This is a genomic window from Ectothiorhodospiraceae bacterium 2226, assembly GCA_013348725.1.
GTDB lineage: Bacteria > Pseudomonadota > Gammaproteobacteria.
In genome coordinates this window covers 1,600,191-1,624,104 of the sequence record CP054689.1, presented here as the reverse complement: position 1 = coordinate 1,624,104, position 23,914 = coordinate 1,600,191, and the positions used below count along the sequence as shown (strand labels likewise).

The window sequence follows — 23,914 nt, the reverse complement described above, 5'->3', positions numbered from 1 at the left end:
TGCTTAGGGACGCCAGGGACGGATCGAGTCGGGTGCGGGCGCGGCTCAGCCCGCGGCGGTCTGCAGGTAGTGCACGCTGAACAAGCCCTGCGGGTCGGTCCATACCTGCACCGGCGCAAAGCCCGCCCCGCGCGCCAGTGCCTGGAACTCGGCCACGCTGTATTTGTACGAGTTCTCGGTGTGGATGTGCTCGCCGGCGGCAAACCGCACCGTGCGGCCCGCCATCCGCACCTGCTGGTCACGCCGGCTCACCAGATGCATCTCCACCCGACCCCGCGCGGCGTTGTAAAAGGCACAGTGCTCGAAGCCGTCCAGGTCGAAGTCGGCGCCAAGCTCGCGGTTGATGCGCGCGAGCAGGTTCAGATTGAAGGCGGCGGTGACGCCCTCGGCGTCGTTGTAGGCCCGGTCGAGCACGCGCGCGTCCTTTTTAAGGTCGATGCCGATCAAGAGCCCGCCGTCGGGACGCACCGCGTCCGCCACCCGCTTCAGAAAGGCCTGCGCCTGATCGGGCTCGAAGTTGCCCAGACTGGAGCCGGGGAAGAAGGCCACGCGCCGCGCGCCCGGCGGGCAGGGCGGCAGGGTGAGGCTGCTCGAGTAATCCACGCAGGCGGCGTGCACCTCCAGCCAGGGGTAGTCCTCGGCCAGCGCATGGGCCGCCCGCAGCAGGTGCTGCTCGCTGATGTCCAGCGGCATGTAGGCCGCCGGCTGCAGGGCCTCCAACAGCAGACGCACCTTCTGGCTGCTGCCGCTGCCGAGCTCGATCAGCAGCGCGTTAGGCCCCATGAGTCCGGCCATCTCGCCGGCGTGACGCCGCAGGATGGCGATCTCGGTGCGTGTGGGGTAGTACTCGGGCTGCTCGCAAATGGCGTCGAACAGCGCCGATCCGCGCGCATCGTAGAAGAACTTGGGCGGGATTGCCTTGGACCGCGCGGCGAGCCCCGCCAGCACTTCCTGCTCCAGGCGCGCCGGCGCGGGCCGGTGATTGTAGAAGTGGACGCGGGGCGCTCTCATGCGTCGTCCGCCAGCCGGATGCCGCTGAACTGCCAGCGGTCGCCCGGGTAGAAGAAGTTGCGGTAACTGGCACGCACGTGGCCCGCGGCCGTGACGCAGGAGCCGCCGCGCAGCACGAACTGGCCGCACATGAACTTGCCGTTGTACTCACCGAGCGCGTTGGCGTTGGGGCGGTAGCCGGGATAGGCGCCGTAGGCGCTCTGCGTCCATTCCCACACATCGCCGTAGAACTGGTGGCCCTGGCCGCTCGCCGCCCGCGGGTGCAAACGCGCGCTGGCGGCGAAGTTGCCGCGCGGCGGCTCGGCGCGCGCCGCAACCTCCCATTCGGCCTCCGCGGGCAGGCGTTTGTCGGCCCAGCGCGCGTAGGCATCGGCCTCGAAATAGCTCACGTGACACACCGGCGCCTCGGGGTCCACCGGCCGCATGCCACCCAAGGTGTAGTGCCACCATGCCCCGTCGCGCTGCTCCCAGTACAGGGGCGCCTCCCAGCCGTGGCTGCGCACCGCATTCCAGCCCTCGGCCAGCCAATGGGCCGGCTCGCGGTAGCCGCCGTCCTGCATGAACGCGAGGTACTCGCGACACGTGACCGGCCGCGAGGCCAGCCGGTAGGGCGCAAGGTACACCCGGTGCGCCGGGCCCTCGTTGTCGAATGCGAACCCCGCGCCGGTCGCGCCCACGGTCTGCAGGCCGCCGGGGTAATCCAACCAGCGCAGCGGCGCGGCGGGGCCACCTGCCGTCTCACCGCGCTCGGCGCGATAAGGCGGGCGCAACGGGTTCATGCCGAGGATGTGCTTGATGTCCGTGTACAGCAGTTCCTGGTGCTGCTGCTCGTGGTTGAGCCCCAACGTGACGCGCCGCGCGATCTCCTCCGCCGCCTCGGCGGGTGGCGCGCTCAAGAGCTCGGTCATGCCCGCGTCCACGTGCGCGCGGTAGGCCATCACCTCGTCCAGCGTGGGGCGCGAGAGCAGGCCCCGCTGCGGGCGCGGAAACGGCCGTCCCACGCGCTCGTAATACGAATTGAAGAGGTAGCCGTAGCGGGGGTGGAATCTCTGGTAGGATGCGGCGTATGGCGCCAGCAGGAAGTTTTCGAAGAACCAGCTGGTATGCGCCAGATGCCACTTGGGGGGGCTGACGTCGGGCATGGTCTGCACGACGGTATCCTCCACCGCGAGCGGTGCGCACAAGGCCGCCGTGGTGGCCCGCACGTCGCGGTAGGCGTGGATCAGTTCCGCCGGCGCCGCGGCGGGCCCGGCACCGGCACGCGCGCCGGCGGCTCGTGGAGTCGACATTGATTCGTGAAACCTCTTTTCCCTGTCCGCGTAGTGGCCGCGCGTCCAGCGCGCGCCCCCCCGTGCTGCAGGCGCGGCGGCCAATGGGCAGTTTAGCAGGCCGCTAGGGCGGGAGCCTGCGCCTTGGGCGGCGCGCGGAGGCGCCGCCGTAACAACCGGAGACAGCTGAGGCTCGTGCCACGGATGCTGCGAGCGCCGCTCATTGAGAAACGGCGTGAACAAAACGAACAAGCTCGTGGCCCTGGGGTGTCTGTTGTGGATCCTGTCGGCGGGCGTGCCGCTGGCCGCCGCGCCGCCGGCCTCGGCGGCACCGCTGGAGGTCGGCATCCTGCCCTACCTCAGCGCGCGCGGTGTCATTCAAACCTATGAGCCGCTACGCGAAGGCCTGCAACGGCGCCTGGGGCGGCCGGTCATCGTCGTCAGCGCACCGAACCTCGCCACCTTCCTGGAACGCACCCAGCGCGGCGACTACGCGGTCGTCATCACGGCCGCCCACCTGGCCCGTCTGGCGCAGCGCGACGCCGGCTACGTACCCCAACTGGCCACCGAGGCTCCGCTCGGCGGCCTGCTGGTGAGCAGCAAAGCGCGTCCGTTCGCGGCCGTGGGCGATCTCGCGGGTGAAACGGTACTCGCGCCCGACCCGCTGGCCTTGGTGACGCTGCTCGGACGCGAGCTCCTCGAGGCGCACGGCCTCACGCCGGATCGAGGCGTCGCGCTGCGCTACGCCGGCAACCATGCCGCGGCGGCGCTCGCCGTGACGCGAGGCGAAGCGGGCGCCGCCATCATCGCGCGCGGCGCGCTGCCCCAACTCCCACGCGAGGCGCAGCAGGGGCTGCAGGTGATCGCCCAGACCCGCGAAGCACCACAGGCGGTGCTGCTGACGCATGCCACGCTGAGCGCGCGCGATGCGGCACATGTGCGCTCGGCCGTGCTCGCGTTCGCGCACGACACCATCGAGGGGCGCGAGGTCTTCGGCGGGTGGGAATGCGCGAGTCTGCTCGCCGCGCCGAGCGACCTGTCGGCCTTGGACGGCTACGTCGAGCGCCTACGCGAGGCCATCGACGAGGGACAGCAGCTTTGAGCGGCGCCCGCCTCAGTTCCCTGCGCGTGAAGCTGGTGGCCCTCACGGTCGGCGTACAACTGCTGATGCTGGGCCTGCTCACCGCCGATCACGTGCGGACCAACGAGCAACAACTGCGCGCCCAAGCCGAGCTGCGCGTGCAGGCCTTCAAGCCGCTGCTCAACGCGGCCCTGGCCGAGCCGCTGGCGCAGCGCAACCTGCTCACCCTGCACGAGGTCATCGACGAGCTGCATCGGGAGGAGGGCATGACCTACCTGCTGCTGTTCGACTACCGGGGCGAGCGCCTCGCCGCGGCCGGCTGGCCGGCGGGCTTGCCGCTGCCGGAGTACCATCCGCAGCGCACGGACGCCGTCGGCGGGCCGTTCGATACCGTCATGCCGATCCAGGTCGCCGGTCAGACCTACGGCTGGCTGCGTTTCGGGGTCGACGACGGCTTCCTCACCGCGGCGCGCGGCGAGGTGATGCAACGCAGCGTGCTGATCGGCGGCAGTGTGCTGATGCTCTCCACGCTGCTGCTCGCCCTGCTCGGCTACTGGCTCACCCGCCACTTGGCGCGGCTCAGCGAGGCGAGTCACCGGCTGGCGCAGGGCGAACTCGACCTGCAGCTGCCCGAAGCGGGGCGCGACGAAGTGGGCCAGCTCACGCGCGCCTTCAATGCCATGTCGACCGCGCTGCGGGCGCGCATCGAGGAGCTGAACCGCAGCGAGGCCAAGTTCCACGCGATCGCGGACTACACCTACGATTGGGAGTCGTGGTTCGACCCGCGGGGGCGCCTGCTGTGGGTCAACCCGTCGGTCGAGCGCATGACCGGCTATGCGCCGGCCGAGTGTCACGCGATGGAGCGCTTCCCGCTCGACATCATAGACGCCGAGGATCGTGCGGGGGCCGAGGCCGCTTTCTTCGATGCGATGCGCGGCCATCCGGGCAGCGGCTTCGAGTTCCGGGTGCGGCGCAAGGATGGCGAGGTGTTCTGGGCGGCCGCCAATTGGCAGCCCATCTACGGTACCGACGGCGCCTACCAGGGCATCCGCGCCGGCATCCGGGACATCACCGACCGCAAGCGCGGTGAGGGGGAGCTGCGGCGCGCGGTGGAGGACCTGCGCCACGCCGAGCGCCTGCAGCGTACCTACCTCGCCCAGGTGCAGGACGAGCGGGCGCGCTTGGTCGCGCTGTTGTCCGCCATGAACATCGGCATCCTGTTCCTCAGCGTCGACAACCGCATCATCCACCACAACCCGGCCTTCCAGCGCATCTGGCTGATCCCCGACGACCTCGACTTGATCGGCCGCCCGGCGTACGACGTGCTGGCGCACTCGGAAAACGTCATCGCGCGCCCCGACCACTTCTCCAAGCACATCCTGAACGTGCTCAGCACCCATGAGGTGAGTGAGAGCTTCGAGCTGGTCATGGCGGACGGTCGCGTGGTTACGCAGGTCTCTTACCCGGTGCGCGACGAGGAAGGGCGACTGATCGGCCGACTGTGGATCTACGAGGACGTGACCCGCGAACGCCAGACCGCCGAACAGCTCATCTACCTCGCCGAACGCGACTCGCTCACCGGGCTGTACAACCGCCACCGCTTTCAGGAAGAGCTCGCGCGCATGATCGCCAAGGCCGACCGGCACGGCGCCCAGGGCGCCCTGCTGTTCTTCGACCTGGATGAATTCAAGTACGTCAACGATACCTTCGGCCACCGCGCGGGCGACGCGATGCTGATCCGCGTGGCGGGCGAGGTCAACACCATGCTGCGCCGCGACGAGATCTTCGCGCGTCTGGGCGGCGACGAGTTCGCGGTGCTGCTGCCGGATGCCCCCGAGGCGGCGGCCGCCGCCCTGGCCGAACGCATCACGCGCGCCATCGCCCAGATTCCGTTCCGCTACGAGGGCCAGAATCTGCGCCTGACCTCCAGCCTCGGCATCGCCCTCTACCCGCAGCATGCGGCGACCTTGGAGGAGTTGGTCGCGCACGCCGACGCGGCGATGTACCAGGCCAAGGAGGCGGGCAAGAACGCCTGGCGCGTGTACCGCCCCGATCTCGACGCCTCGCGCGAGATGCTGAACCGCCTGTCGTGGAACGAGCGCATCGCGCACGCCCTGGAGGCCGGGCTGCTGCGCCTGCACTACCAAGGCATCTACGACGCCCAGAGCGGCGCGCTGCGCCACGTGGAGGCGCTGGTGCGCATGGTCGACATGGGCGCGTCGGAGCGGCTGGTCATGCCCGGGCACTTCATCGCCATGGCCGAGCGCACCGGCAAGATCCTCGACATCGACCGCTGGGTGATCCGCGAAACCATCGCCACCCTGGCGCGCAGCCCTGCGCTGCCGGGTATCGCGGTGAACATCTCGGGCCGCTCGTTCGACGACCCCACCCTCCCGCAGTACATCACCGAGGCCCTGCGCGAGGCGGGGGTCGCGCCGCAACGCCTGCTGGTCGAACTCACCGAGACGTCGGCGGTATCCGACCTGCACGACGCACAGCGCTTCATCGAGGCCCTGCACCAGGCCGGCTGCCGCACCTGTCTGGACGACTTCGGCACCGGCTTCTCGTCCTTCGCCTACCTCAAACACCTGCGCGCGGATATCCTCAAGATCGACGGGCTGTTCATCCGCGACCTGCCCAACGACCGCGACAATCAGGTGTTCGTGCGTGCCATCGTGGAAGTGGCGCGCGGCATGCGCAAACACACGGTGGCGGAGTTCGTGGAGGACGAACCGAGCCTGCGCATGCTGCGCGAGTTCGGGGTGGACATGGTGCAGGGCTATCATCTGGACATGCCGCGCGCGGACCACCCCGCGCTGGGCACCGCCATCACGGAATGAGCGCCCCCTGGCGGAGCACGGACGGGTCGGCCGGCGTGTGTTAATCTCGAGGCCGAAGCGATCACCCTAAGGACAGCACACGGATACAGGGAGGAGCCAGCATGATCTTTCGACAACTGTTCGAACCGGTCTCGTCGACCTACACCTACCTGATCGGCTGCCCCGAGACCGGCGCGGCGGCGCTCATCGACCCGGTGCTGGAGACGGCCGAGCGCGACGTGCAGGTGGTGCGGGAGCTGGGCCTCACGCTGCGCTACAGCGTCGACACCCACATCCACGCCGACCACCTGACCGGCGCGCTCAAGCTCAAGGCCCTGGTGGACAGCCGCATCGCCGCGCCGGCCACCGACGAGCTCCCCTGCGCCGAGATCAAGCTGCGCGAGGGCGAGCCGTTCAAGGTCGGCAACGTGACGCTGCACCCGCTGTTCACGCCCGGCCACACCGATCACCACCACGCCTATCTGATCGACACCGGCACCCACACCCTGGTGTTCTCCGGCGACGCGCTGCTCATCGAGGCCTGCGGGCGCTCGGACTTTCAGTCGGGCGACGCCGCCACGCTGTACCGCTCCATCCACGACAAGCTCTTCAGCCTGCCGGACGAGACGCTGGTCTATCCGGCTCACGACTACGAGGGCCGGTTCATCACCACCGTCGCGCAGGAGAAGACGCGCAACCCGCGGCTCAAGGACGACAAGCCGCTGGAGGACTTCGTCGCCATTATGGACGGCCTGGATCTGCCGTATCCGCGCATGATCGACATCGCCGTGCCGGCCAACCGGCTGTGCGGCCAGTGCCCGCCCGAGCTTCCCGATGAGCTGCGCCAGGCCTGCGACAATCTGCAGGGCTGAGGCGCCGATGCACCACGAGAAGCCCTATGCCCCGGCGTGCGACCAGAACAAGGCGCCGATCCTGGCGGTCCTGCGGCGCCACCTGCCCGCGCAGGGCACGTTGCTCGAGATCGGCAGCGGCACCGGCCAGCACGCGGTGCACTTCGCCGCGGCCTTCCCCCGCCTGACCTGGATCACCAGCGACCTGCCCGAGCATCACCCCGGCATTCGCGCCTGGCTGGACGAGGCGGGGTTGCCCAATCTGCGCGGTCCCCTGGCGCTGGACGTCAAGCACGCCGACTGGCCGATCGGCGCCTTCGACGCGGTATTCAGTGCCAATACCGCGCACATCATGGATTGGCCGTCGGTCGAGTCGCTGTTCCGGGGCGTCAGCCGCTCACTGCGCCGCGGCGGGGTGTTTTGCCTGTACGGCCCGTTCCACTACGGCGGCCGGCCCAGCGCCGAGAGCAACGCCCGCTTCGACGCCTGGCTGCGCGCGCGTGACCCGGCCAGCGGGGTGCGCAACTTCGAGGATCTCGACGCCCTCGCCGAGGCCGGCGGCCTGCGCCTGCGCGAGGACGTGCCCATGCCCGCCGACAACCGCACCCTGGTCTGGACCCGCCCCTAACCGAGCCCCCGCTCACCGCCGCGGCGCGCCGATGGTCTAAACCTTGTAGGTAAGGTTGCGACCGCGCGCGGCTCGTGCGCGCCGGCGCGCCGCGACACACGGACGTGTCGCCCACACGGCTCAACAGGGAGGAGGCATGCCGAACCATCTGCAACGCCTGCGCGAATTCGGCCAGAGCCCCTGGCTGGACTTCATCGACCGCGCGCTGCTCGCCAAGGGGGAGTTGAAGCGACTCATCCAGGAGGACGGCATCTGCGGCCTGACCTCCAACCCGACCATCTTCGAGAAGGCCATCGGGGGCGGCACCGACTACGACGAGGACATCGCCCGACTGCTCCGCGAACACCCCGACGCAATGCCGCGCGAGATTTTCTACCGCCTTGCGGTGCAGGACATCCGCGCCGCCGCCGACACCCTGTGGCCGGTGTACGAGGCCGCCGAGGGGCACGACGGCCTGGTCAGCCTGGAGGTCTCGCCGGACCTCGCGCACGACACCGAGGCGACCGTGGAGGAGGCGCGCCGGCTGTTCCGCCACGTGGATCGGCGCAACCTGATGATCAAGGTGCCCGCCACGCGCGCCGGCCTGCCGGCCATCGAGACCCTGATCGCCGAAGGCATCAACGTCAACGTCACGCTGCTGTTCTCGGTGGAGCGCTACCGCGCGGTGGTCGGCGCCTACCTGCAGGGTCTGCAGCGGCGGCGGGCGGCGGGCGAGCCCTTGGACCACGTCGCCTCGGTGGCGAGCTTTTTCGTCAGCCGCGTCGACACGCTGGTCGACGACCTGCTCGCCAAGCGGGCGGCAGAAGACCCCGAGCGGCGCGAGGACTACGAGGCGCTGATGGGCACCCTCGCCATCGCCAACGCCAAGGCCGCTTACCGGCACTACCAAGCGGCCTTCGACGGGGAGGACTTCGCGCCGCTGCGGGCGGCCGGGGCGCAGACCCAGCGCCTGCTGTGGGCCAGCACCGGCACCAAGAACGCCCGCTACAGCGACGTGCTGTACGTCGACAATCTGATCGGTCCGGATACGGTGAACACCCTGCCGCCGCAGACGCTCAAGGCGTTTCGCGAGCACGGCGACCCGGCGCCGCGCTTGATGGAGGGCATGGATGAGGCCCTCGACCGGCTGCGCCGGCTCGACGCACTGGGGGTGGACCTCGGCGCCGCCACCGATCGCCTGGAGGCCGAGGGGGTGGAGGCCTTTGCGCAGTCGTTCCGCTCGCTGCTCGACACCGTCGCCGCCCACAGCCGGCGCCTTGAGCAGCGCGCCCGCGCCTGAGGGTGAGCGAGCATGCGTAAGTTCGCGCGGGCGCTGGCGGCGAGCGGGCTGAAAGGCGCCGGTCGGCGGCCGCCTTGGCGCTACAAACTCAGCCACCCGGGGCGCATGATCTTTCGCGGGCTGGTGGCAATCCTGCCCGTGCTGCTCACCATCTACATCATCCTGTGGTTGGCGAGCGCGGCCGAGAGCTTGTTCGCGGACATCATCGTCGGAGTGCTGCCCGAGGGTTACGAGCACTGGTATTACCCCGGCATGGGGCTGGCGCTCGCCCTGGTGGTGCTGTACCTGGTGGGCTGGCTGGCCCACGGCTGGATGGTGCGACGCGCCATCGCCACCACCGAATCGATGCTGACGCGCATCCCCATCGCCAAGAGCGTGTACGGCGCCATCAAGGACTTCACCGCCTTCGTGGCCGCCGACCGCAGCAAGCAGTTCGCGCAGGTGGTGACCATCAATCTGCAGGTCGGCGGCGTGTCGATGCGCATGCTGGGCTTCGTCACCTGCGACGACTTCTCCAAGCTACCCGAGGGCCTGGGCCGGAGCGGCGAGGTCGCGGTCTACCTGCCGATGAGCTATCAGATCGGTGGCTACACCGTGGTGGTGCCGCGCGAGGCGGTGCAGCCGGTGGACATGTCGCTGGAGGATGCGATGCGCTATGCGGTGACGGCCGGCATGTCGGTCGAGAAGGCGGCCAAGCCGGCCGCCGAAACGCCCGCGCCGGCCGCCGGGGTGGGCGCGGCGAGCGGCGCGGCGGCGCGCACGCCGCCCGCGCCGCCCAAGGAACTCCGCTAGGCGTGCCGGCTCAACGCCAGCGCACGACCAGCCGCGAGTCCTCCACCGGCCACACCCCGCGCTCGCCGACCCGCCCCTCCTCCCACACCAGGTAGCTCTCGTTGGCGTAATGGCGCAGCACCCGCCCCAGCGCGGCCAGCGCCTGCGCGTCATCGCCCTCCACGAACAGACGGGCGGGCGCCTCGGGGTCCATCCAGGCGCGCGCCGCTCCTGCGCCCGCCACCGCCTCGGGGCGCGTCCAGCCGCGGTCGGCCAGCAGCGCGTCGAGTTCCGCGCGGGTGCCGACCACCAGCAACGGTGCCTCCGCCGGCGCCTCAGCGGCCTCGCCCGCCGCGACCGGCAGCAGCCGCATGCCGAGCTGCGCGGCGACCGTACGCGCCACCTCGCGGGCGGCCTCGTCGGCGGCAGCCACCAGCAGCCTGGTCTCCGGCGCCAGCGTCACCGCGCGCACGATGGGCGGGATCTCCTCCGGCCACAGGCGGCGGAACAACTCGGCGTCGGGATCGACCGCCAGCGTACCCTGCGCCGCCGGCGCCTCGAAGCTGACGGTGCGACTGCGCCCCTCCAGCGCCACGGCCCGGCGCTGGCGCTCATCGCCCCAACGCAGTTCGAGCGGCACCAGCAACGGGTAGGGCGCCTCGCCCTCCGCGACCGCCTGGCCGAGGGTCACGCTCAGGCGCCCGTCGCGGTGCGCCACCTCGACCGTCAGGCGCGGCGCCCCGGCGCGGTCCACCCAGTGGGCGAAGAAGGCACCGAGATCCTGTCCCGAGGCGCGCTCGAAGGCGCGCCGCAGGTCCCCCCAGGCGGCGTGGCGCAGGCGATGCTCTTGCCAGAAGTGGCGCAGGCCTTCGTGGAAGGCCGACTCGCCGATGCGCGCGCGCAGCATGTAGAACACCATCGCGGCCTTGTGGTAGCCGATCACCTGCGAGGCCTGGTCCTCGCGCGCCACGAAGGCGCGCAGGGGCACGTCGCGCGCCTCGGGCAAGGCGGCGTAGTCGCGCAGCCAGGCGGCGCGCTGCGCCGCGGCGGCCGCCGGGTCGCGCGCTTCGACCAGACCGTAGTCGGCCAGGAAGGTGGTCAGGCCCTCGCTCCAGTTGCCGCGCTCGTAGTGCACGTACACCCCGTTGCCCCACCAGTTGTGCAGGATCTCGTGCGGAAGCGAGGTGTGCGGGATGAACGGCAGGCGCAGCACCTGCTCGCCGATGTAGGTCGCGCCGGCAAAGCCGTAGCCGACCGGCAGGGGGCTCGCGATCACCGAAAAGTCGGGGTAAGGGTAGCGGCCGATCAGCCCGCTGTAGTGGGCGAGATAGCGCGCGCTCGCGCGCAGGTAGGTGTCCGCCAGTTCCGGCGCCAAGGCCTCGGTGAAATAGGTGCGGATGGTCACGCCGTCGCGGCGCAGGGTCTGCACCCGGTAGGGGCCGCTGAACAGGTCGATGCCGAGCACCGGCTCGCTGCTGGCGAAGCGGGTCTGCCGGCGTCCCTCGCGCTCGCTCTCCTCCACCAGCCCCAGCGCTGCGACGCGCTGCGCCGACGGGGTATCGACGGTGAGGCTGTACGTGTAGCGCGTGTCCTCGTCGAAATAGGGGTACCACCCGGCGTCGCGCGGGAAGAACCCCCCGTCGGCATCGAGGAACACGCGCGCCTCGCCGGCCTGCGCCGCCGCCAGGCTCGGCAGCCGCCCCTCGTACGCCAGCTCGATGTCGGCGCCGTGGCCGTTCAGCAGCAGGCGCCAGTGGTTGTCCTCCCCGAGCGGCGCGGGCTCGCCGTTGACGCGCAGCGAGGTCACCCGGTAGCCCGGCGCAAGCCCGAACGCGGCCGTCTCCAGCCCCTCCACGCGCACCCGCGCCTCGCCGCGCAGGCGCCGCTCGTCGGGGTCGAGGACGATATGGAGCTGCTGATGGACCGCCGGCGCGAGGGCCTCGGCGTGCGTCTCGGCAACCGGCCCGCCCAGCAGCAGGCCCAACAGCAGGGGAGTCGACCACCTCATGGAACAGGGAACTTCGCGATCAGTTGCTCATGCGCTTCCTCGCGCAACACCTCCAGCGGCAGCCAGCTGCCCGGCGGCTGTTCGCGCACGATGGCGATGATGTCGCGCGGCGCGCGCACCTCCCGCCCCCCCGCGCGCACGATCACGTCGGCCTCGCGCAGCCCGGCGGCCTCGCCCACGCCCTGCGGCTCCACGCCCTCCACGCGCACCCCGGCCTCGTCCTGCGAGAGCAGAATGCCCAGGCGCTGGGGCGGCGGGGTCTCGCGGCGCTGGATGCCGAACACCGCATCGGCCAGACCGGCGACCACGCCTTCGCAGCGCGCGTCCTCCGGCCAGGCCAGCAGCACCCGCACCTTGGCCACCTCGAGGTCCGCCAGCTGGGCCGGCACCCCGTGGCCGTGTTCCACATGCCCGCTACCCATCAGGCCTACCACCAACGGGCGCTCGTCCCGCTGCAGCGCGGTGTGGATGCCCTCGGCCATGGCGCGGTCCCAGGTCAACTGCGCCTGGATAAAGCGCTCCACACCGCGGGCCAGCATCTCCTCCGCGGCGCCGCCGTGCTCCGGGCGTGCGTGGCGGCGGAAGGCCCGCTCCAGCGCCTCGCGATACGCCGGGCTCGCGGGGGCCGGCTCGCCGACGCCGTCGCGCTCCGCGCGCGGCACCTGATCGAAGCCCCGCTCGCGGATGCGACCCATGACCGCGCGGTCCACGTTCAAGGCCACCATGGGGATGCGGTGCATCCGCGCGTAGTGAAACAGGGGCAGGTAAGCGGCGGGATCATAGCCCCAGACCGTGTCCCACTCGCTCTCGCGCAGAAACTCCGCCTCGTCCAGCTCGCCCGCCACCCAACGGTCCAGCACCTCCTGCACGCGCCGCGGGAACATCTCCAGGCCCAATACGAGATTCGGGCGCCGGGCGTGCAGGCCCGCCAGGGTGTGCAACTGCCAGCGCTGGTGCTCGGCTTGCGCGTGGCGCTCGCCCAGCAAGACCACGTCCTCGCGCGCGAGCCGGGCCAGCAAGGCATCGTGCGCCACGGCCTCGCCCGAGGCCGGGTCCATCCACGCCCCGCGCGGCGGGCAGCCCGCGTCGGCCGCGACGACGCCCGGCCATGCGGCGAGCAGCGCCAGCGCCGCCCCCAGCAGCGCCGCCCCATGCCGACCCGTCCCGCGATCACGTGACCGGCACGCACCGGCCCGCCGGGCTGTTACGACCTCGATCCCCATGCTTCGTCCTCTGGATATGGCGCCTTCGGCGGTCCCCTCCATCCTAGCCGAACGCCCTGCGCGGGCGACTGGCTGCGGCATCTTCCGCCTGCGGCTTGGAGGCGCGCGCGCGGCGGGGTTCCGCCGCGCTCAGATTGACTGCAATTGCTGCTCGGTCGGTTCGGCGCAGCAGTACCACGGCTCGGACAGCCGCGGGATGAGCGGGCCGAAGCGCGCCGGATCGAGCGTCGGCGCCGGCTCCCCGAGCGCGGCGTGGGCGGCCCGCCAGATGTCGGCGAAGATCTCCCCGCGCGGCCGCCCCTCAGCCTCGCCCGCCGCGGCCAGACGCTGCACCTCGGCCTGCAGGGCATCCACCCGCGGGTCGCGGTGCCGCCACGGGTAGCCGAGCGTCGCCGGATCGAACGGCTGCAGCATCTCGGCGAAACCGGGCAGATCGAGCAGGTAGGAGCCCGCCGGCACCAGCAGGCGGATGCTGAGTTGCACCGGCGGCACGCTGTGCACCAGCCCCAGCGCGAGCAGGGTGTGCAATAGCTGCCGGTAGCCCGCCAGGGTGCTCCAAGGCGTGAACGGCACGAAGGTGGGCGCCGTGGCGATGCCGGCGGCACGCGTCAGGCGAACGGCCGTCTCGAGATCCGCCTGCGTGTGACCCTTGGCCAGACGCTCGAGCACCGCGTCTTCCACCGACTCGGCCGCGGTGGTGATGAACAGACAGCCCGTGGCGCGCAACTCCGGCAGCAGGGCGCGGTGCGCGAGCAGGTGCTCGACCTTGATGGTGGCGTCGTAGCTGAGCGCCGGGAAGCGCGTGTGCAGCGCCCGTACCACGCGCAAGGCGTGCGTCGGCCCGTTCAGGAAATCGGGGTCGCCGAAGGAGATGTGCTTAGCGCCCGCCGCGACCTGCTGCGCCACGTCCGCCAGCACCACGTCCACCGGCACCGCGCGGAAGCGCCCCTGGTACACCGGCACCACGGGGCAGTGGCGGCACAGGTGCTTGCAGCCGCGGCTGGCCTCGGCGAACCCGGCCTGCCGCGTGGTCCCGTCGGGCAGCACCAGGTGGGCGTAGCGGGCGAGCGGCGGCAGTCCGCTGCGCATGGGTACCATAAAGCGCACCCCGCTGCGGCGCACGCCGCCCGCCGCCGGGCGCACGCCGGCGCCCAGCGCCTGCGCCACCGCCACCAGGTCCGGCTCCGACTCGCCGCCGAACACGCTCCCGACGCCGAGGCTGCGCAGCAGCCCCTCGTTCACCGGCGCGTACAGCCCGAACGCGCACAGCCAGGCATCGGGCGCCCGTTCCCGGATGCGCGGCAGGGCCTCGACGGCGATGCGGGTGGCCGTGTGCATACCGAGCGACAGCACGATCAGATCGGCGTCGGCCAGCGGGGCCTCCACAAGACGTTGCTGCGCAAGATCGACGCAGCGGGTGTGCACCCCCGCCGCCTCCAGCACGGCCGCGAGATGGGCCAAGGCGAACGGCTGGCGCCCCAGCTCGTAGGGACTGATCAGTACGGCCCGCAGCGGGGGCTTGGCGCGTGGAGGCGTGGCTGGAGTAGGCGTCTGCATGTCGGCTCTGGCTGAAGTTGGGTGGCGCAATCCCCCACCATACAACCGCCCCGGCGCCGCATCCACCGGCGGCGCCGCACCGTGCCTTCCTATACTCGAGCGCAGGCGCATCAGCGGGAGAGGGCAATGAACATGGAGGAGGAGCACGAGGAGCTGAACCGCACACGACGTGAACTGCTCGAGCAGGTCGAGGAGTGGATGGAGATGCCCATGTTGGTGCTCGGCTTCGTCTGGTTGGTACTGCTGGTGGTGGAGTTCACCGCGGGGCTCTCGCCCATCTGGCAGCAGGTCGTCACGGCGATCTGGATCACCTTCATTTTCGAGTTCGCCTTGCGCTTCGTGCTCGCTGACCGGCGCCTGCGGTATCTGCGCAGCAACTGGCTGACGGCAATCGCCCTGCTGCTGCCCGCGCTGCGCATGCTGCGCGTGGTGCGGGTGCTGCGCGTGGCGCGCGCCGCGCGGGGGCTGCGCCTGGTGCGTGTCCTGAGTTCGCTCAACCGCGGCATGCGCAACCTGCGCACGAGCATGAGCCGGCGCGGCTTCGGCTACGTCATTACGTTAACGGCCATCGTCGTGCTGGTCGGGGCGGCCGGCATGTATACCCTCGAGCCGGAGCTACGCAATTACGGCGAAGCGCTGTGGTGGACGTCCATGCTGATCACCTCGCTGGGTTCGGACTTCTGGCCGCAGACCCCGGAAGGACGCCTGCTCACGCTGGTGTTGGCGGCCTACGGCTTTGCCGTGTTCGGCTACCTCACCGCCGCGTTCGCCGCGTTCTTCATCGGCAGCGACGCGCGCGCCACCGTGGCGACCGCCGGCGCCGCCGAGAGCATCAACGCGCTCCACGCCCAAATCCAAGCCCTGCGCCGGCAACTCCCGCCGGCGCCCGAGGGGAGCGAGTAAGCTTTTGGATTATGTCGGCATAGCCACCTACACTGAGGCCGGCAGTGGACGCACATGGAGGGTCATCCGTTGAAAGTGCTGTTATGGATCGCATCGGTAATCTTCGTCATCGGGCTGCTGGTCGTGCTCGGCGTTCTGGGCCTCATCTTCTGAGACGGACGCGCGGTCGACCGCCCAGGAGATAGAGCGCGGCGCTGAGCACCAACGTGAGCAGGATGGCGTCTGTGCGCTGGGGAGCGCCCGCGGTGCATCCCGCCTGCGCCGCCGGTGCGTTCACGTCCGGCAACCCCGCAGGGTCCGGCGGGGGTGTCTCCGATTCCTCGTGCGGCTGGCCGGTCTCGCCGGCCTCGTACGCCCCTGCCTGCAGGATGCGCTCGTAGTCGCCCACGCCGATCAAAGCGCCGCCCGCTGCGACCAGCGAGCGGACCTGATTGGCAAGAAGGGAATGGGTGTGCCATTGCGCGCCGTCGGGGCTTACGTGCAACGCGATGTCTCCTCCGCGCGCCACGCCACTGGCAACGAACTGCTCGGCGTCGCCGTCGTAAGCCAACTCCTGAAGTTCCCCCCCGACCTCTGCCACGATGTTCCACAAGCGGCCATCCTCCGAGTGCAGCACCTGCGTGAAGCCGTTGTCGGGCGCCAGCGCGAGGTACCGGCCGTTGCCCCAGGCGACCCGCGTCAGGGGGCCCCAGGTCCCGCTCGAACGACGCTCCCAGGCGGCACCATCGGCGGCGTGCAACAGCACGCCGTCCTCGCCCACTGCGACGTAGCCCTGCGCGCCGTAGGCCACGTCGAACAGCCGCGCGCGGGTGTCGCTTGCGACTTCCTCCCACTGCACGCCGTCCGCCGATCGCTCGATGCGCCCGCCGCCGCCCACGGCCACGAACCCCGGCGCGCCATGCACCACCGAGGCCAGTTCGCCGCCGGCGCGGTGCAGGGCCCAGGTCAGCCCGTCGACCGAGCGCAGTACCGCACCCGCGGAGCCGACCGCCACGTAGGCGCCGTCGCCGTAGGCCACGCCCCACAGATCCGCCTCGGTGCCGACCCGGCGCGCGCTCCACGCCGAGCCGTCGGCCGAGTGCAGCACGGTGGCGGCGCTGCCCACCGCGACCAAGCCGCGGGGGCCGGCGGCCACGCGACGCAGGTGGCGATAGGGGGTATCGGCGCCGCTCGCCTTGTGCGTGCCGGCGCGCCAAGGGTCGGCCGCGCGGTGGGTGTAGATCTCGCCGGCCTCGCCGACCGCCACCAGGGCGTCGCCGTCGCCGGCCAGCGCATACAGCGTGGCGCCGCGCGCCAGCCGTTCGCCGGACCACGCCAGGCCGTCGCGCGACTCCAGCACCACGCCCTCGCTGCCCACCGCCACGAAACGGTCCTCGGCGTAGTGCACGGCGTAGAGCGTCTGCTCGGTGCCACTGTCCACCGCCTGCCACTGCTCGCCGTCGGCCGAGGCGAGCACGGTACCGGCGGCCCCCACCGCCACGAAGCGATCCACGCCGTAAGCCACGGCGTACAACCAGTGGTCGGTGCCACTCTCGGCCGGCGCCCAGGCCACCGTATCGGTGGAGGTGAACACCGCACCGGCGCCGCCCACCGCCACATAGCGGCCCGCGCCGGCGGTCACATCGCGCAGCGGCGCCTCGACGTCGACCGGCGCATCCCAATGCGCGCCATCGCCCGAGGTGGCGATCATGCCCTGCGGCTCGACCCCCGGCTCGCGCGACTCGGAAGGCCGTTCGCCCACCGCGATGAACTGGCCGTCGTGATGCAGCAGACCATGGAATTGACCCTCGGCGGCGGGCGCCCACGCCCGCCCGTCGGCCGAGTGGAACAGCCGGCCGCGTTGATAGCCCTCCTGCAGCGCGACCAACCAGCGGTCGGCACCCTGCGCCATCGCCGTGCAATGCCGGGCGGCGGGAAGCTCGTGGTCGTCAGCGAGTTGCCAGGCGGCGGCGTCGGGTTCGGCCCGCAACAAGGCGCCGCCCTCGGCCACCGCCAGCCAGCCCTCGGGGCCGCTCGCCACGCAGCCGATTGCGCCGCCCTGGGGCAGCGGGTTGCGCCACTCCCAGCGCGGATCCGGGGCATGCTCGGCGCTCGCCTGCCCCAGGGCCAGCAACGCCCCCAACACCAGTCCGCCCGCGCACATGCGCGCCTTGGCCTGCTCCATGGCCCATCTTCCTCCTCACGTCGTTTGCGCGGCGCGAGCGCGCCGGCCGATGATGCTGCGGATGGGGTGCTGCGCGCCGTCCGCCAGGGGAAGCCAAGCGGAACCACGCTACTCGCTTCGCTTGGGCTGAGAAATCCAGAAGAGATTGTTTCAGACCTCTGCCCGGCCCCCGCCAGGCTTCTGCCAGACTGCTGCCAGACTGCTGCCAGACTGCTGCTAGCGCCGACGACCCGTGTCGACGGCGACGACCTGGCCGTCGACCAGGCGCACCACCCGGTAGAACTGGCCGGGACCGAATTCGTAGTACCAATCCTCCACCGGCACGGCCACGCTGATCGGCGGGTGACGCCGATGATCGAACAGGTATTGCTCGCTGCGGAGCTCACGGTGGTCCGGTTCGCCGCAGCGTCCCAGCAACTCGATCACGCTCAAACCGCGGCGCAGGGTCTGCGGCGGGCAGCGCTCACGCGCCGGCGCGTGGTAGCCATAACCGCCGGTGCGAATCTGCGTCAGGCGCCCGTCCTGAAAGCGCAGGATGCGGATGAAGCGATGCGGGCCGAAGTTGTACTGCCACTCCTCCACCTGCGGCACCAGCAGATACGGGTGCGCCGAGGCGTAGAGCGGCGTCTGGTAGTCCGGCTCCCCGCACAGACTCAGCACGTCGTACTGACGGTCGCCGAGTTGCACCAGCCGTCCGTCGCAGCGCAGACCGGCCTCCGCCGCGGCGCTGAACGCCCAGCCCAAGAGCCCCAGCAGCGCAATTGCCAACCTGCGATGCATCGCCCTCTCCGTCCGGTGCACGGGGGGCCGCCGCCTGTGCGGCTTCCCTGCTCAAAACGTAGCCTATGCGCGCTGCCCCCGCCGTACGAAGCCGTGACATTCATCACGCATCCGCAACGACGTGCATGGCGCTACAGCAGGCGGCGGCGAAACCAACCGGTGAGACTGAGCCGCGGCGCGGCGGTGGGCCGCACCTCGTGGTAGAACTGCCCGCTCAGGAAACAGGCCAGGGTACCCGCGCGCGGTTCGACGTCGACGTACGGCGTGCGGTCGGGCGCCTCCAGATACAGGCGCAGGCCGCCGCCGTCGGCCGGCCGCCAATCCCGATTGAGGTACACCACGCAGGAGACGAGGCGCTCCTCCACGCCGCGAAACTGATCGAGGTGGGTGCGGTAGAACGCCCCCGGGGGATACAGCGCGAAATGACCCTCGAACTCGAACAAGCCCAGCAGCAGCCGCTCGTTCAGGGTGCGGCGCAGGGTCTCCATGCGCGCCAGATAGCGCCGCTGCGCGGGGGTGGCGTCCTCCGGCACCAGCCAGTGCACGTGGTCCTGACGCACGTCCGTGCGCAGACGTAGCTCCGCGCCATGGCCGACGCCGGCGGGGCGAAACTCGCCCTGCGCCCAGTAAGCCAAGACCTCGTCGGCCAGCGCCGCCACCTCGTCCGCGGGCAGAAAATCGGGCTGCACCGCCCAGCCTGCGCGCTCCAGTTCGGCCGCCACCGCCGCGCAGGCCTGTGCCGTTTCCGCTTCCATGTTGGGATTGACTCGCAGCAGTGAGGGGGCGTGCCTGGCCCCGACGGGAGAACCCGACCGGGCCGACGCGCGCCCCGAAGAACACGAAGGACAGGCAGCCGAGGATGGCGGCGGCTACCGGTGCTTGGTGACCTTCGCGCGGCTAGCCTACTCCTCGTCCTCGGGTGCCGGGGCGGGGGCGGCCGCCGCCTTGCGCCGCGCACGTGGATGGGCGCGGTCGTACACGCGCGCGAGATGTTGGAAGTCGAGGTGAGTGTAGATCTGCGTGGTGGCGATATCCGCGTGGCCCAGCAGTTCCTGCACCGCGCGCAGATCGCCGCTGGACTCGAGCACGTGACTGGCCATGGAGTGGCGCAGCATATGGGGGTGCACGCGCAGCTCCAGGCCCTGCGCGGCGGCCCGCGCCTCCAGGCGCTGCTGCACCGCGCGCGGCGACAGGCGCCGCCCGTGGGCGCTCACGAACAATGCGGTTTCGGCGGCGCCCGCCATCACCGGCCGCAGCGCCAGCCAGCCTTTGAGTGCCTGGCGGGCGGCACGGCCCACCGGCACCACCCGGGTCTTGGCCCCCTTGCCGCGCACGCGCACCAGCCCCTCGGCGAGGTCCAGATCGTCGAGATTCAGGCCGACCAGCTCGGCGAGGCGCAGCCCGGAGGAATAAAACAGCTCCAGCAGCGCGGCATCGCGCGCCGCCAGCTCCGGACGCGTCCCGCCGGGCACCGGCGCCAGCAGACGCCCGACCTGGTCGACATCCAGCGCGCGCGGAAGCTTGCGCGGCGACTTGGGTGCCGCCACGTCCGCGCCGGGGTTGCGCGTGGCCGTCCCCTCGCGCATCAGATAGACGTAGAAGGAACGCAGCGCGGAGAGGGCGCGCTGCACGCTGCGACCGCCCTGGCCGCTGCGGTGACGCCAGCCGACGAAGCCGCGCACGTCGTGCACGCTGAGCGCGGCCCAGTCCGCGCGCCCGATGCTGTCGCAGTAGGCGACCAGGGTGTCGAGGTCGCGCCGGTAGGCCGCTTGGGTGTGCGGCGAGAGGCGCCGCTCGACCCGCAAGTGGGTGATGAAGCGTTCCACCCAGGCCCGCTGACTGGGCTCCACGTCAGCTCCAGTACGGGGCCAGGCCCCGCGCGATCAAGCGGCCGAGCTGGGCGATGAAGTCGGTGCTCTTGCGCGGGTTGAAGCGCTCGGCATCGGGGCTCGGCAGCGCGAGCAGGGCCAGCGTGCGCTCGCCGTCGACCAGGGGGACCAGGGCGGCCGAGGCCACGGCCGTGCTGCGCTCGCGCCCGAACACGTATTGCACCTGCTCGGGTTGCAGGTAGCCGCACACCGGCACGCCGCCCTTCAGCACCCGGGTATACCATTGGTGCGCCGGGCTGTCGGGCTCGGCGATCTGCACCCGCGGCGCAAGCTCGGGGTGCGCGGGGCGCGCCGGCGCGAGCAGCACCACCGGCTCGGCCTCGAACAAGCGCTGCAGCCCGCCGCTCAGGGCGTCGATCAGGCTGCGCGGGCCGCGCGCCCCGAGCAACAGCAAGGTGAACTCGTGCAGGCGGGAATGCAGGCGGTCGTTCTCGGCGGCGATGGCGAGCAGGCCGTCGAGGCGCCGCTTCAGCTCCGTGCGCTGCTCCTGCAGGATGGCGACCTGGTGTTCGATGAGCGACACCGCCTTGCCGTTGACGGCGTGCGGCAGGGTGAGCTCGGTGAGCAGCTCGCTGTGACGGGCGAAGAAGTCCGGCGTCTGGCGCAGATAGCGCACCACCTCTTTGTCGCCGATCGGTGGCGCGGCGGTCGCGGGTTCGCTTGCGGGTTTGCTGCTCATAGTTCGATACGCCCCTCGTAGACATGCACGGCGGGGCCGGTCATCCATACCGGCGCCGCGTCCCCTTGCCACCGTATCCGCAGCCGCCCCCCCGGCAACTGCACCTCCACTGTCTCGTCAAGCAGCCCCTGCAGCCGGCCCGCCACCACCGCGGCGCAGGCGCCGGTGCCGCAGGCGCGGGTCTCACCCGCGCCGCGCTCGTAGACGCGCAGGCGCAGGTGCGTGCGGTCCAGCACCTGCATGAAGCCGACGTTGACGCGGCGCGGGAAGCGCGGATGCGCCTCGATGCGCGGACCCAGCGTCGGGACCGGCGCCGCCTCGAGGTCGTCCACCCGCAGCACGGCGTGCGGGTTGCCCATGGAGACGGCGCCGATACGGTAGCTGCGCCCGTCCACCTCGAGTTCATAATCGGGCGCCTGGGCCTCGGCCTTGAACGGAATCTCGGCGGGCGCGAGCCGCGGCGCGCCCATATCGACCGTGACCTCGCCGTCGTCCTCGAGGATCAGGGTGATCGGCCCGCCGGCGGTCTCGACGCGCAGGCGGTGCTGGGTCGACAGGCCCTCGCGCTGCACGAAGCGGGCGAAGCAGCGGGCCCCGTTGCCGCACTGCTCCACCTCCCCGCCGTCGGCATTGTAGATGCGATAGCGGAAATCGGCGTCCGCCGTGCGCGCCGGCTCGACCACCAGCACCTGGTCGCAGCCGATGCCCTCGTGCCGGTCGGCGAGGCGGCGTACCACCTCCGGCGTGAGCTCGAGGCGCTGGCGCACGGCGTCGAACACCACGAAGTCGTTGCCCAGGCCGTGCATCTTGCTGAAGCGCACCGCGCTCATGACGCGGCCTCCGGCAGCCGGCCCCAGGCGACCCAGTGCCGGTCGCTGACGGCCTCCACCGTGAAGCCGGCGAGGCCCGCCGCGGCCAGCTGCGCGCGCACCTCGTCGACCCGGTAGGCCGCCGCCAGCGAGGCGGCGAAGTCGCGCCGCAGCACGGGCGGGGCATCGGCGGCGTAGCGCGCCACCAGGGCCTCCAGCTCAGCGGGGTCGGCCGGGCGCAGCAAATCCATCACGAACAGCGGCGCGCCCGGTGCACCGAAGCGCCGCGCGCTGGCCCACAACACGCCGGGCTCGGCCAGATGGTGCAACAGGCTGTTGCTGATCACGGCGTCATACCGCGGGCGCGGCAGCGACGCGCCCGGCAGATGCCCCTGTAGCAGCGTCACCCGCTCGCCCAGGCCCGCGGCCTCCACCGCCGCCGTGCCCAGGCGCAGCATGGCGGCGGCGCCGTCCACCCCGTGCACCCGCACCTGCGGACAGGCGCGCGCGAAGCGCAGCGTCACGTCGCCGGGGCCGCAGCCCAGATCCAGCACCCAGCCGTCCGGCGCCGCGCCGAAGCGCTCGAGGTACAGGCGCACGAAGGCGTCGTGCGCCTCGGCGAAATCGGCCTCCGCGTAAGCCCGCGCCTGCGCCGCATCGTCCATCAGCTCCGGTTCGGGTACGCGCTGCATCAGGCCTCCGGGAGCAGCGACTCGCCCGCCCAGAGGTCCTCCAGGCGTTCGCGGCGGCGCACCAGGTGGTGGCGCTCACCGTCCACCATCACCTCGGCGGCACGCGGGCGGCTGTTGTAATTGGAACTCATCGAGAAGCCGTAAGCGCCCGCCGAACGCACCGCGAGCAGGTCGCCCGCCGCAATCGCGAGCGCGCGCTCCTTGCCGAGGAAGTCGCCGGTCTCGCACACCGGCCCGACCACGTCGTAGGTCCGGGTCTCGACGTCCGCGCGCGCCTCCACCGGCTCGATGGCCTGCCAGGCGTTGTACAGCGCCGGGCGCATCAGGTCGTTCATGGCCGCGTCGACGACGGCGAAGTTCTTGTGCGGCCCGCACTTGAGGTATTCCACGCGCGTCAGCAGCACGCCCGCGTTGCCCGCGATGGCGCGTCCGGGTTCGATGAACAGGGTGAGGTCGCGCCCCGCCAGTCCCTCGCGCAGGGCACGGGCGTAGTCCGCCGGCGAGGGCGGTGCCTCGTCCTGGTAGCGAATGCCCAGGCCCCCGCCGACATCCAGGTGGCGGATCGCGAAGCCCTCCTCGCGCAGCCGGTCGACCAGCGCGAGCACCCGTTGCAGCGCGTCCTGGAAGGGCGCGAGTTCGGTGAGCTGCGAGCCGATGTGACAGTCCACGCCCACCACCTCCACGCTGGAGAGCTGGCGCGCGCTGCGGTACAGCGCCAGCGCCTCCTCGATGGCCACGCCGAACTTGTTGTCGCGCAGACCGGTCGATATATACGGATGGGTGCGGGCATCGACGTCCGGATTGACGCGGATGGAGATCGGCGCCCGGTAGCCGAGGTGCGCCGCCACCCCGTCGATGCGCGCCAGTTCGGCGGCCGATTCGACGTTGAAACAGCGGATGCGCGCGGCGAGCGCGCGCTCGATCTCGTCCTCGCGCTTTCCCACCCCCGAGAACACCACGCGCCGCGGGTCGCCCCCGGCGCGCACCACGCGCTCCAGCTCGCCGGCCGAGACGATGTCGAAGCCGGCGCCGAGGCGCGCCAACACGCCCAGCACCGCGAGGTTGGAATTGGCTTTGACCGCATAGCAGACCAGGTGCGGCTGATCGCCCAGCGCCGACTCGAAGGCGCGGTAGTGGCGCTCCAGCGTGGCGCGGGAGTAGACGTAGCAGGGCGTGCCGTAGGTGCGCGCGAGGGCGCTCAGCGGCACTTCCTCGGCATACAGGCGTCCTGCGCGGCGAATGAAATGGTCCATGGAATGGCTTCTCAACGCGCGGTGGCGGGGCTTTCGGGGTCGGGCAGGTAGAGCGGGCCCTTTTGTCCACAGCCGGACAAGGCCACCAGGCACAGGGCGGCGAGCAACAGGGGGCGCAGCGCATGCATGGCGGGTACCTTATATGGAATGGGCGGGTCTTAGCGGCCCAGTATACGGTTTCGCTCCAGCGGGCTAAAGCGGTGCGGCGCGAACATCGGGACGCCGCTTAGCACTGCAGTACACTGAGGG

21 protein-coding genes are annotated in these 23,914 nt (G+C 71.2%); 7 read left to right on the top strand and 14 right to left on the bottom strand.

Annotated features, from left to right (window positions below; genetic code table 11):
• Nucleotides 1-45 precede the first annotated feature (45 nt).
• Nucleotides 46-1,011 (bottom strand): L-histidine N(alpha)-methyltransferase, encoded by a 966-nt coding sequence (gene egtD / locus HUS23_07805; GenBank protein QKT03725.1) that lies wholly within the window; start codon nucleotides 1,009-1,011, stop codon nucleotides 46-48.
• A complete protein-coding gene (locus HUS23_07800; protein QKT03724.1) occupies nucleotides 1,008-2,300 on the bottom strand; it encodes an ergothioneine biosynthesis protein EgtB in 1,293 nt (430 codons plus the stop codon). The genes egtD and HUS23_07800 overlap by 4 nt, the downstream gene beginning before the upstream one ends.
• A gap of 214 nt (nucleotides 2,301-2,514) precedes the next feature.
• On the opposite strand from HUS23_07800, the gene HUS23_07795 reads away from it, so the two are divergent.
• The 6 genes from HUS23_07795 to HUS23_07770 all read left to right on the top strand — a co-directional run bounded on the left by HUS23_07795 (nucleotide 2,515) and on the right by HUS23_07770 (nucleotide 9,729).
• On the top strand, nucleotides 2,515-3,381 hold the full coding sequence (locus HUS23_07795) for a PhnD/SsuA/transferrin family substrate-binding protein (protein ID QKT03723.1): 867 nt from the start codon (nucleotides 2,515-2,517) through the stop codon (nucleotides 3,379-3,381).
• Nucleotides 3,285-6,200 (top strand): EAL domain-containing protein, encoded by a 2,916-nt coding sequence (locus tag HUS23_07790; protein ID QKT03722.1) that lies wholly within the window; start codon nucleotides 3,285-3,287, stop codon nucleotides 6,198-6,200. Before HUS23_07795 ends, HUS23_07790 begins: the two co-directional genes overlap by 97 nt.
• Before the next feature lie 101 nt (nucleotides 6,201-6,301).
• Nucleotides 6,302-7,051, top strand: coding sequence for an MBL fold metallo-hydrolase (locus HUS23_07785; GenBank protein ID QKT03721.1), 750 nt, complete (start codon nucleotides 6,302-6,304; stop codon nucleotides 7,049-7,051).
• 7 nt (nucleotides 7,052-7,058) lie between these two features.
• Entirely contained in the window at nucleotides 7,059-7,658 is a 600-nt protein-coding gene (locus HUS23_07780; GenBank protein QKT03720.1) for a DUF938 domain-containing protein, read from the top strand.
• Nucleotides 7,659-7,794: 136 nt separating this feature from the next.
• Nucleotides 7,795-8,937, top strand: coding sequence for a transaldolase (gene tal, locus HUS23_07775; GenBank protein ID QKT03719.1), 1,143 nt, complete (start codon nucleotides 7,795-7,797; stop codon nucleotides 8,935-8,937).
• Between the two features lie 12 nt (nucleotides 8,938-8,949).
• Nucleotides 8,950-9,729: a DUF502 domain-containing protein gene (locus tag HUS23_07770; protein QKT03718.1), complete on the top strand. Its 780-nt coding sequence runs from the start codon at nucleotides 8,950-8,952 to the stop codon at nucleotides 9,727-9,729.
• A 10-nt stretch (nucleotides 9,730-9,739) separates the two neighbouring features.
• Here HUS23_07770 and HUS23_07765 read toward each other — a convergent pair whose 3' ends face one another.
• From HUS23_07765 to HUS23_07755, 3 genes are all read right to left on the bottom strand, one after another.
• Entirely contained in the window at nucleotides 9,740-11,716 is a 1,977-nt protein-coding gene (locus tag HUS23_07765; protein QKT03717.1) for a M1 family peptidase, read from the bottom strand.
• Nucleotides 11,713-12,855 (bottom strand): ChaN family lipoprotein, encoded by a 1,143-nt coding sequence (locus HUS23_07760; GenBank protein QKT05012.1) that lies wholly within the window; start codon nucleotides 12,853-12,855, stop codon nucleotides 11,713-11,715. The genes HUS23_07765 and HUS23_07760 overlap by 4 nt, the downstream gene beginning before the upstream one ends.
• A 213-nt stretch (nucleotides 12,856-13,068) precedes the next feature.
• The gene (locus tag HUS23_07755; protein ID QKT05011.1) at nucleotides 13,069-14,451 is read right to left on the bottom strand and encodes a radical SAM protein; all 1,383 of its coding nucleotides are present in this window, start codon (nucleotides 14,449-14,451) and stop codon (nucleotides 13,069-13,071) included.
• 171 nt (nucleotides 14,452-14,622) lie between these two features.
• Here HUS23_07755 and HUS23_07750 point away from each other — a divergent pair, with 171 nt between their 5' ends.
• Nucleotides 14,623-15,399 carry an ion transporter gene (locus HUS23_07750; protein ID QKT03716.1) on the top strand — a complete coding sequence of 259 codons (777 nt, stop codon included), beginning with the start codon at nucleotides 14,623-14,625 and terminating at the stop codon, nucleotides 15,397-15,399.
• A 142-nt stretch (nucleotides 15,400-15,541) separates the two neighbouring features.
• Here HUS23_07750 and HUS23_07745 read toward each other — a convergent pair whose 3' ends face one another.
• From HUS23_07745 to HUS23_07705, 9 genes are all read right to left on the bottom strand, one after another.
• Nucleotides 15,542-17,563, bottom strand: a complete 2,022-nt coding sequence (locus tag HUS23_07745; protein QKT03715.1) for a hypothetical protein — start codon at nucleotides 17,561-17,563, stop codon at nucleotides 15,542-15,544.
• Nucleotides 17,564-17,779: 216 nt separating this feature from the next.
• On the bottom strand, nucleotides 17,780-18,343 hold the full coding sequence (locus HUS23_07740; protein QKT03714.1) for a DUF2845 domain-containing protein: 564 nt from the start codon (nucleotides 18,341-18,343) through the stop codon (nucleotides 17,780-17,782).
• Between the two features lie 131 nt (nucleotides 18,344-18,474).
• Nucleotides 18,475-19,098: a 2OG-Fe(II) oxygenase gene (locus HUS23_07735; GenBank protein ID QKT03713.1), complete on the bottom strand. Its 624-nt coding sequence runs from the start codon at nucleotides 19,096-19,098 to the stop codon at nucleotides 18,475-18,477.
• A gap of 147 nt (nucleotides 19,099-19,245) precedes the next feature.
• Nucleotides 19,246-20,193, bottom strand: a complete 948-nt coding sequence (gene xerC, locus HUS23_07730; protein ID QKT03712.1) for a tyrosine recombinase XerC — start codon at nucleotides 20,191-20,193, stop codon at nucleotides 19,246-19,248.
• Nucleotide 20,194: 1 nt separating this feature from the next.
• Nucleotides 20,195-20,911 carry a DUF484 family protein gene (locus HUS23_07725; protein ID QKT03711.1) on the bottom strand — a complete coding sequence of 239 codons (717 nt, stop codon included), beginning with the start codon at nucleotides 20,909-20,911 and terminating at the stop codon, nucleotides 20,195-20,197.
• Nucleotides 20,908-21,741: a diaminopimelate epimerase gene (gene dapF / locus HUS23_07720; GenBank protein QKT03710.1), complete on the bottom strand. Its 834-nt coding sequence runs from the start codon at nucleotides 21,739-21,741 to the stop codon at nucleotides 20,908-20,910. The genes HUS23_07725 and dapF overlap by 4 nt, the downstream gene beginning before the upstream one ends.
• The gene (locus HUS23_07715) at nucleotides 21,738-22,415 is read right to left on the bottom strand and encodes a class I SAM-dependent methyltransferase (GenBank protein QKT05010.1); all 678 of its coding nucleotides are present in this window, start codon (nucleotides 22,413-22,415) and stop codon (nucleotides 21,738-21,740) included. The genes dapF and HUS23_07715 overlap by 4 nt, the downstream gene beginning before the upstream one ends.
• Nucleotides 22,412-23,665, bottom strand: a complete 1,254-nt coding sequence (gene lysA / locus HUS23_07710; protein ID QKT03709.1) for a diaminopimelate decarboxylase — start codon at nucleotides 23,663-23,665, stop codon at nucleotides 22,412-22,414. The genes HUS23_07715 and lysA overlap by 4 nt, the downstream gene beginning before the upstream one ends.
• 11 nt (nucleotides 23,666-23,676) lie before the next feature.
• Entirely contained in the window at nucleotides 23,677-23,793 is a 117-nt protein-coding gene (locus HUS23_07705; GenBank protein QKT03708.1) for a lipoprotein, read from the bottom strand.
• Between the last annotated feature and the right edge of the window lie 121 nt (nucleotides 23,794-23,914).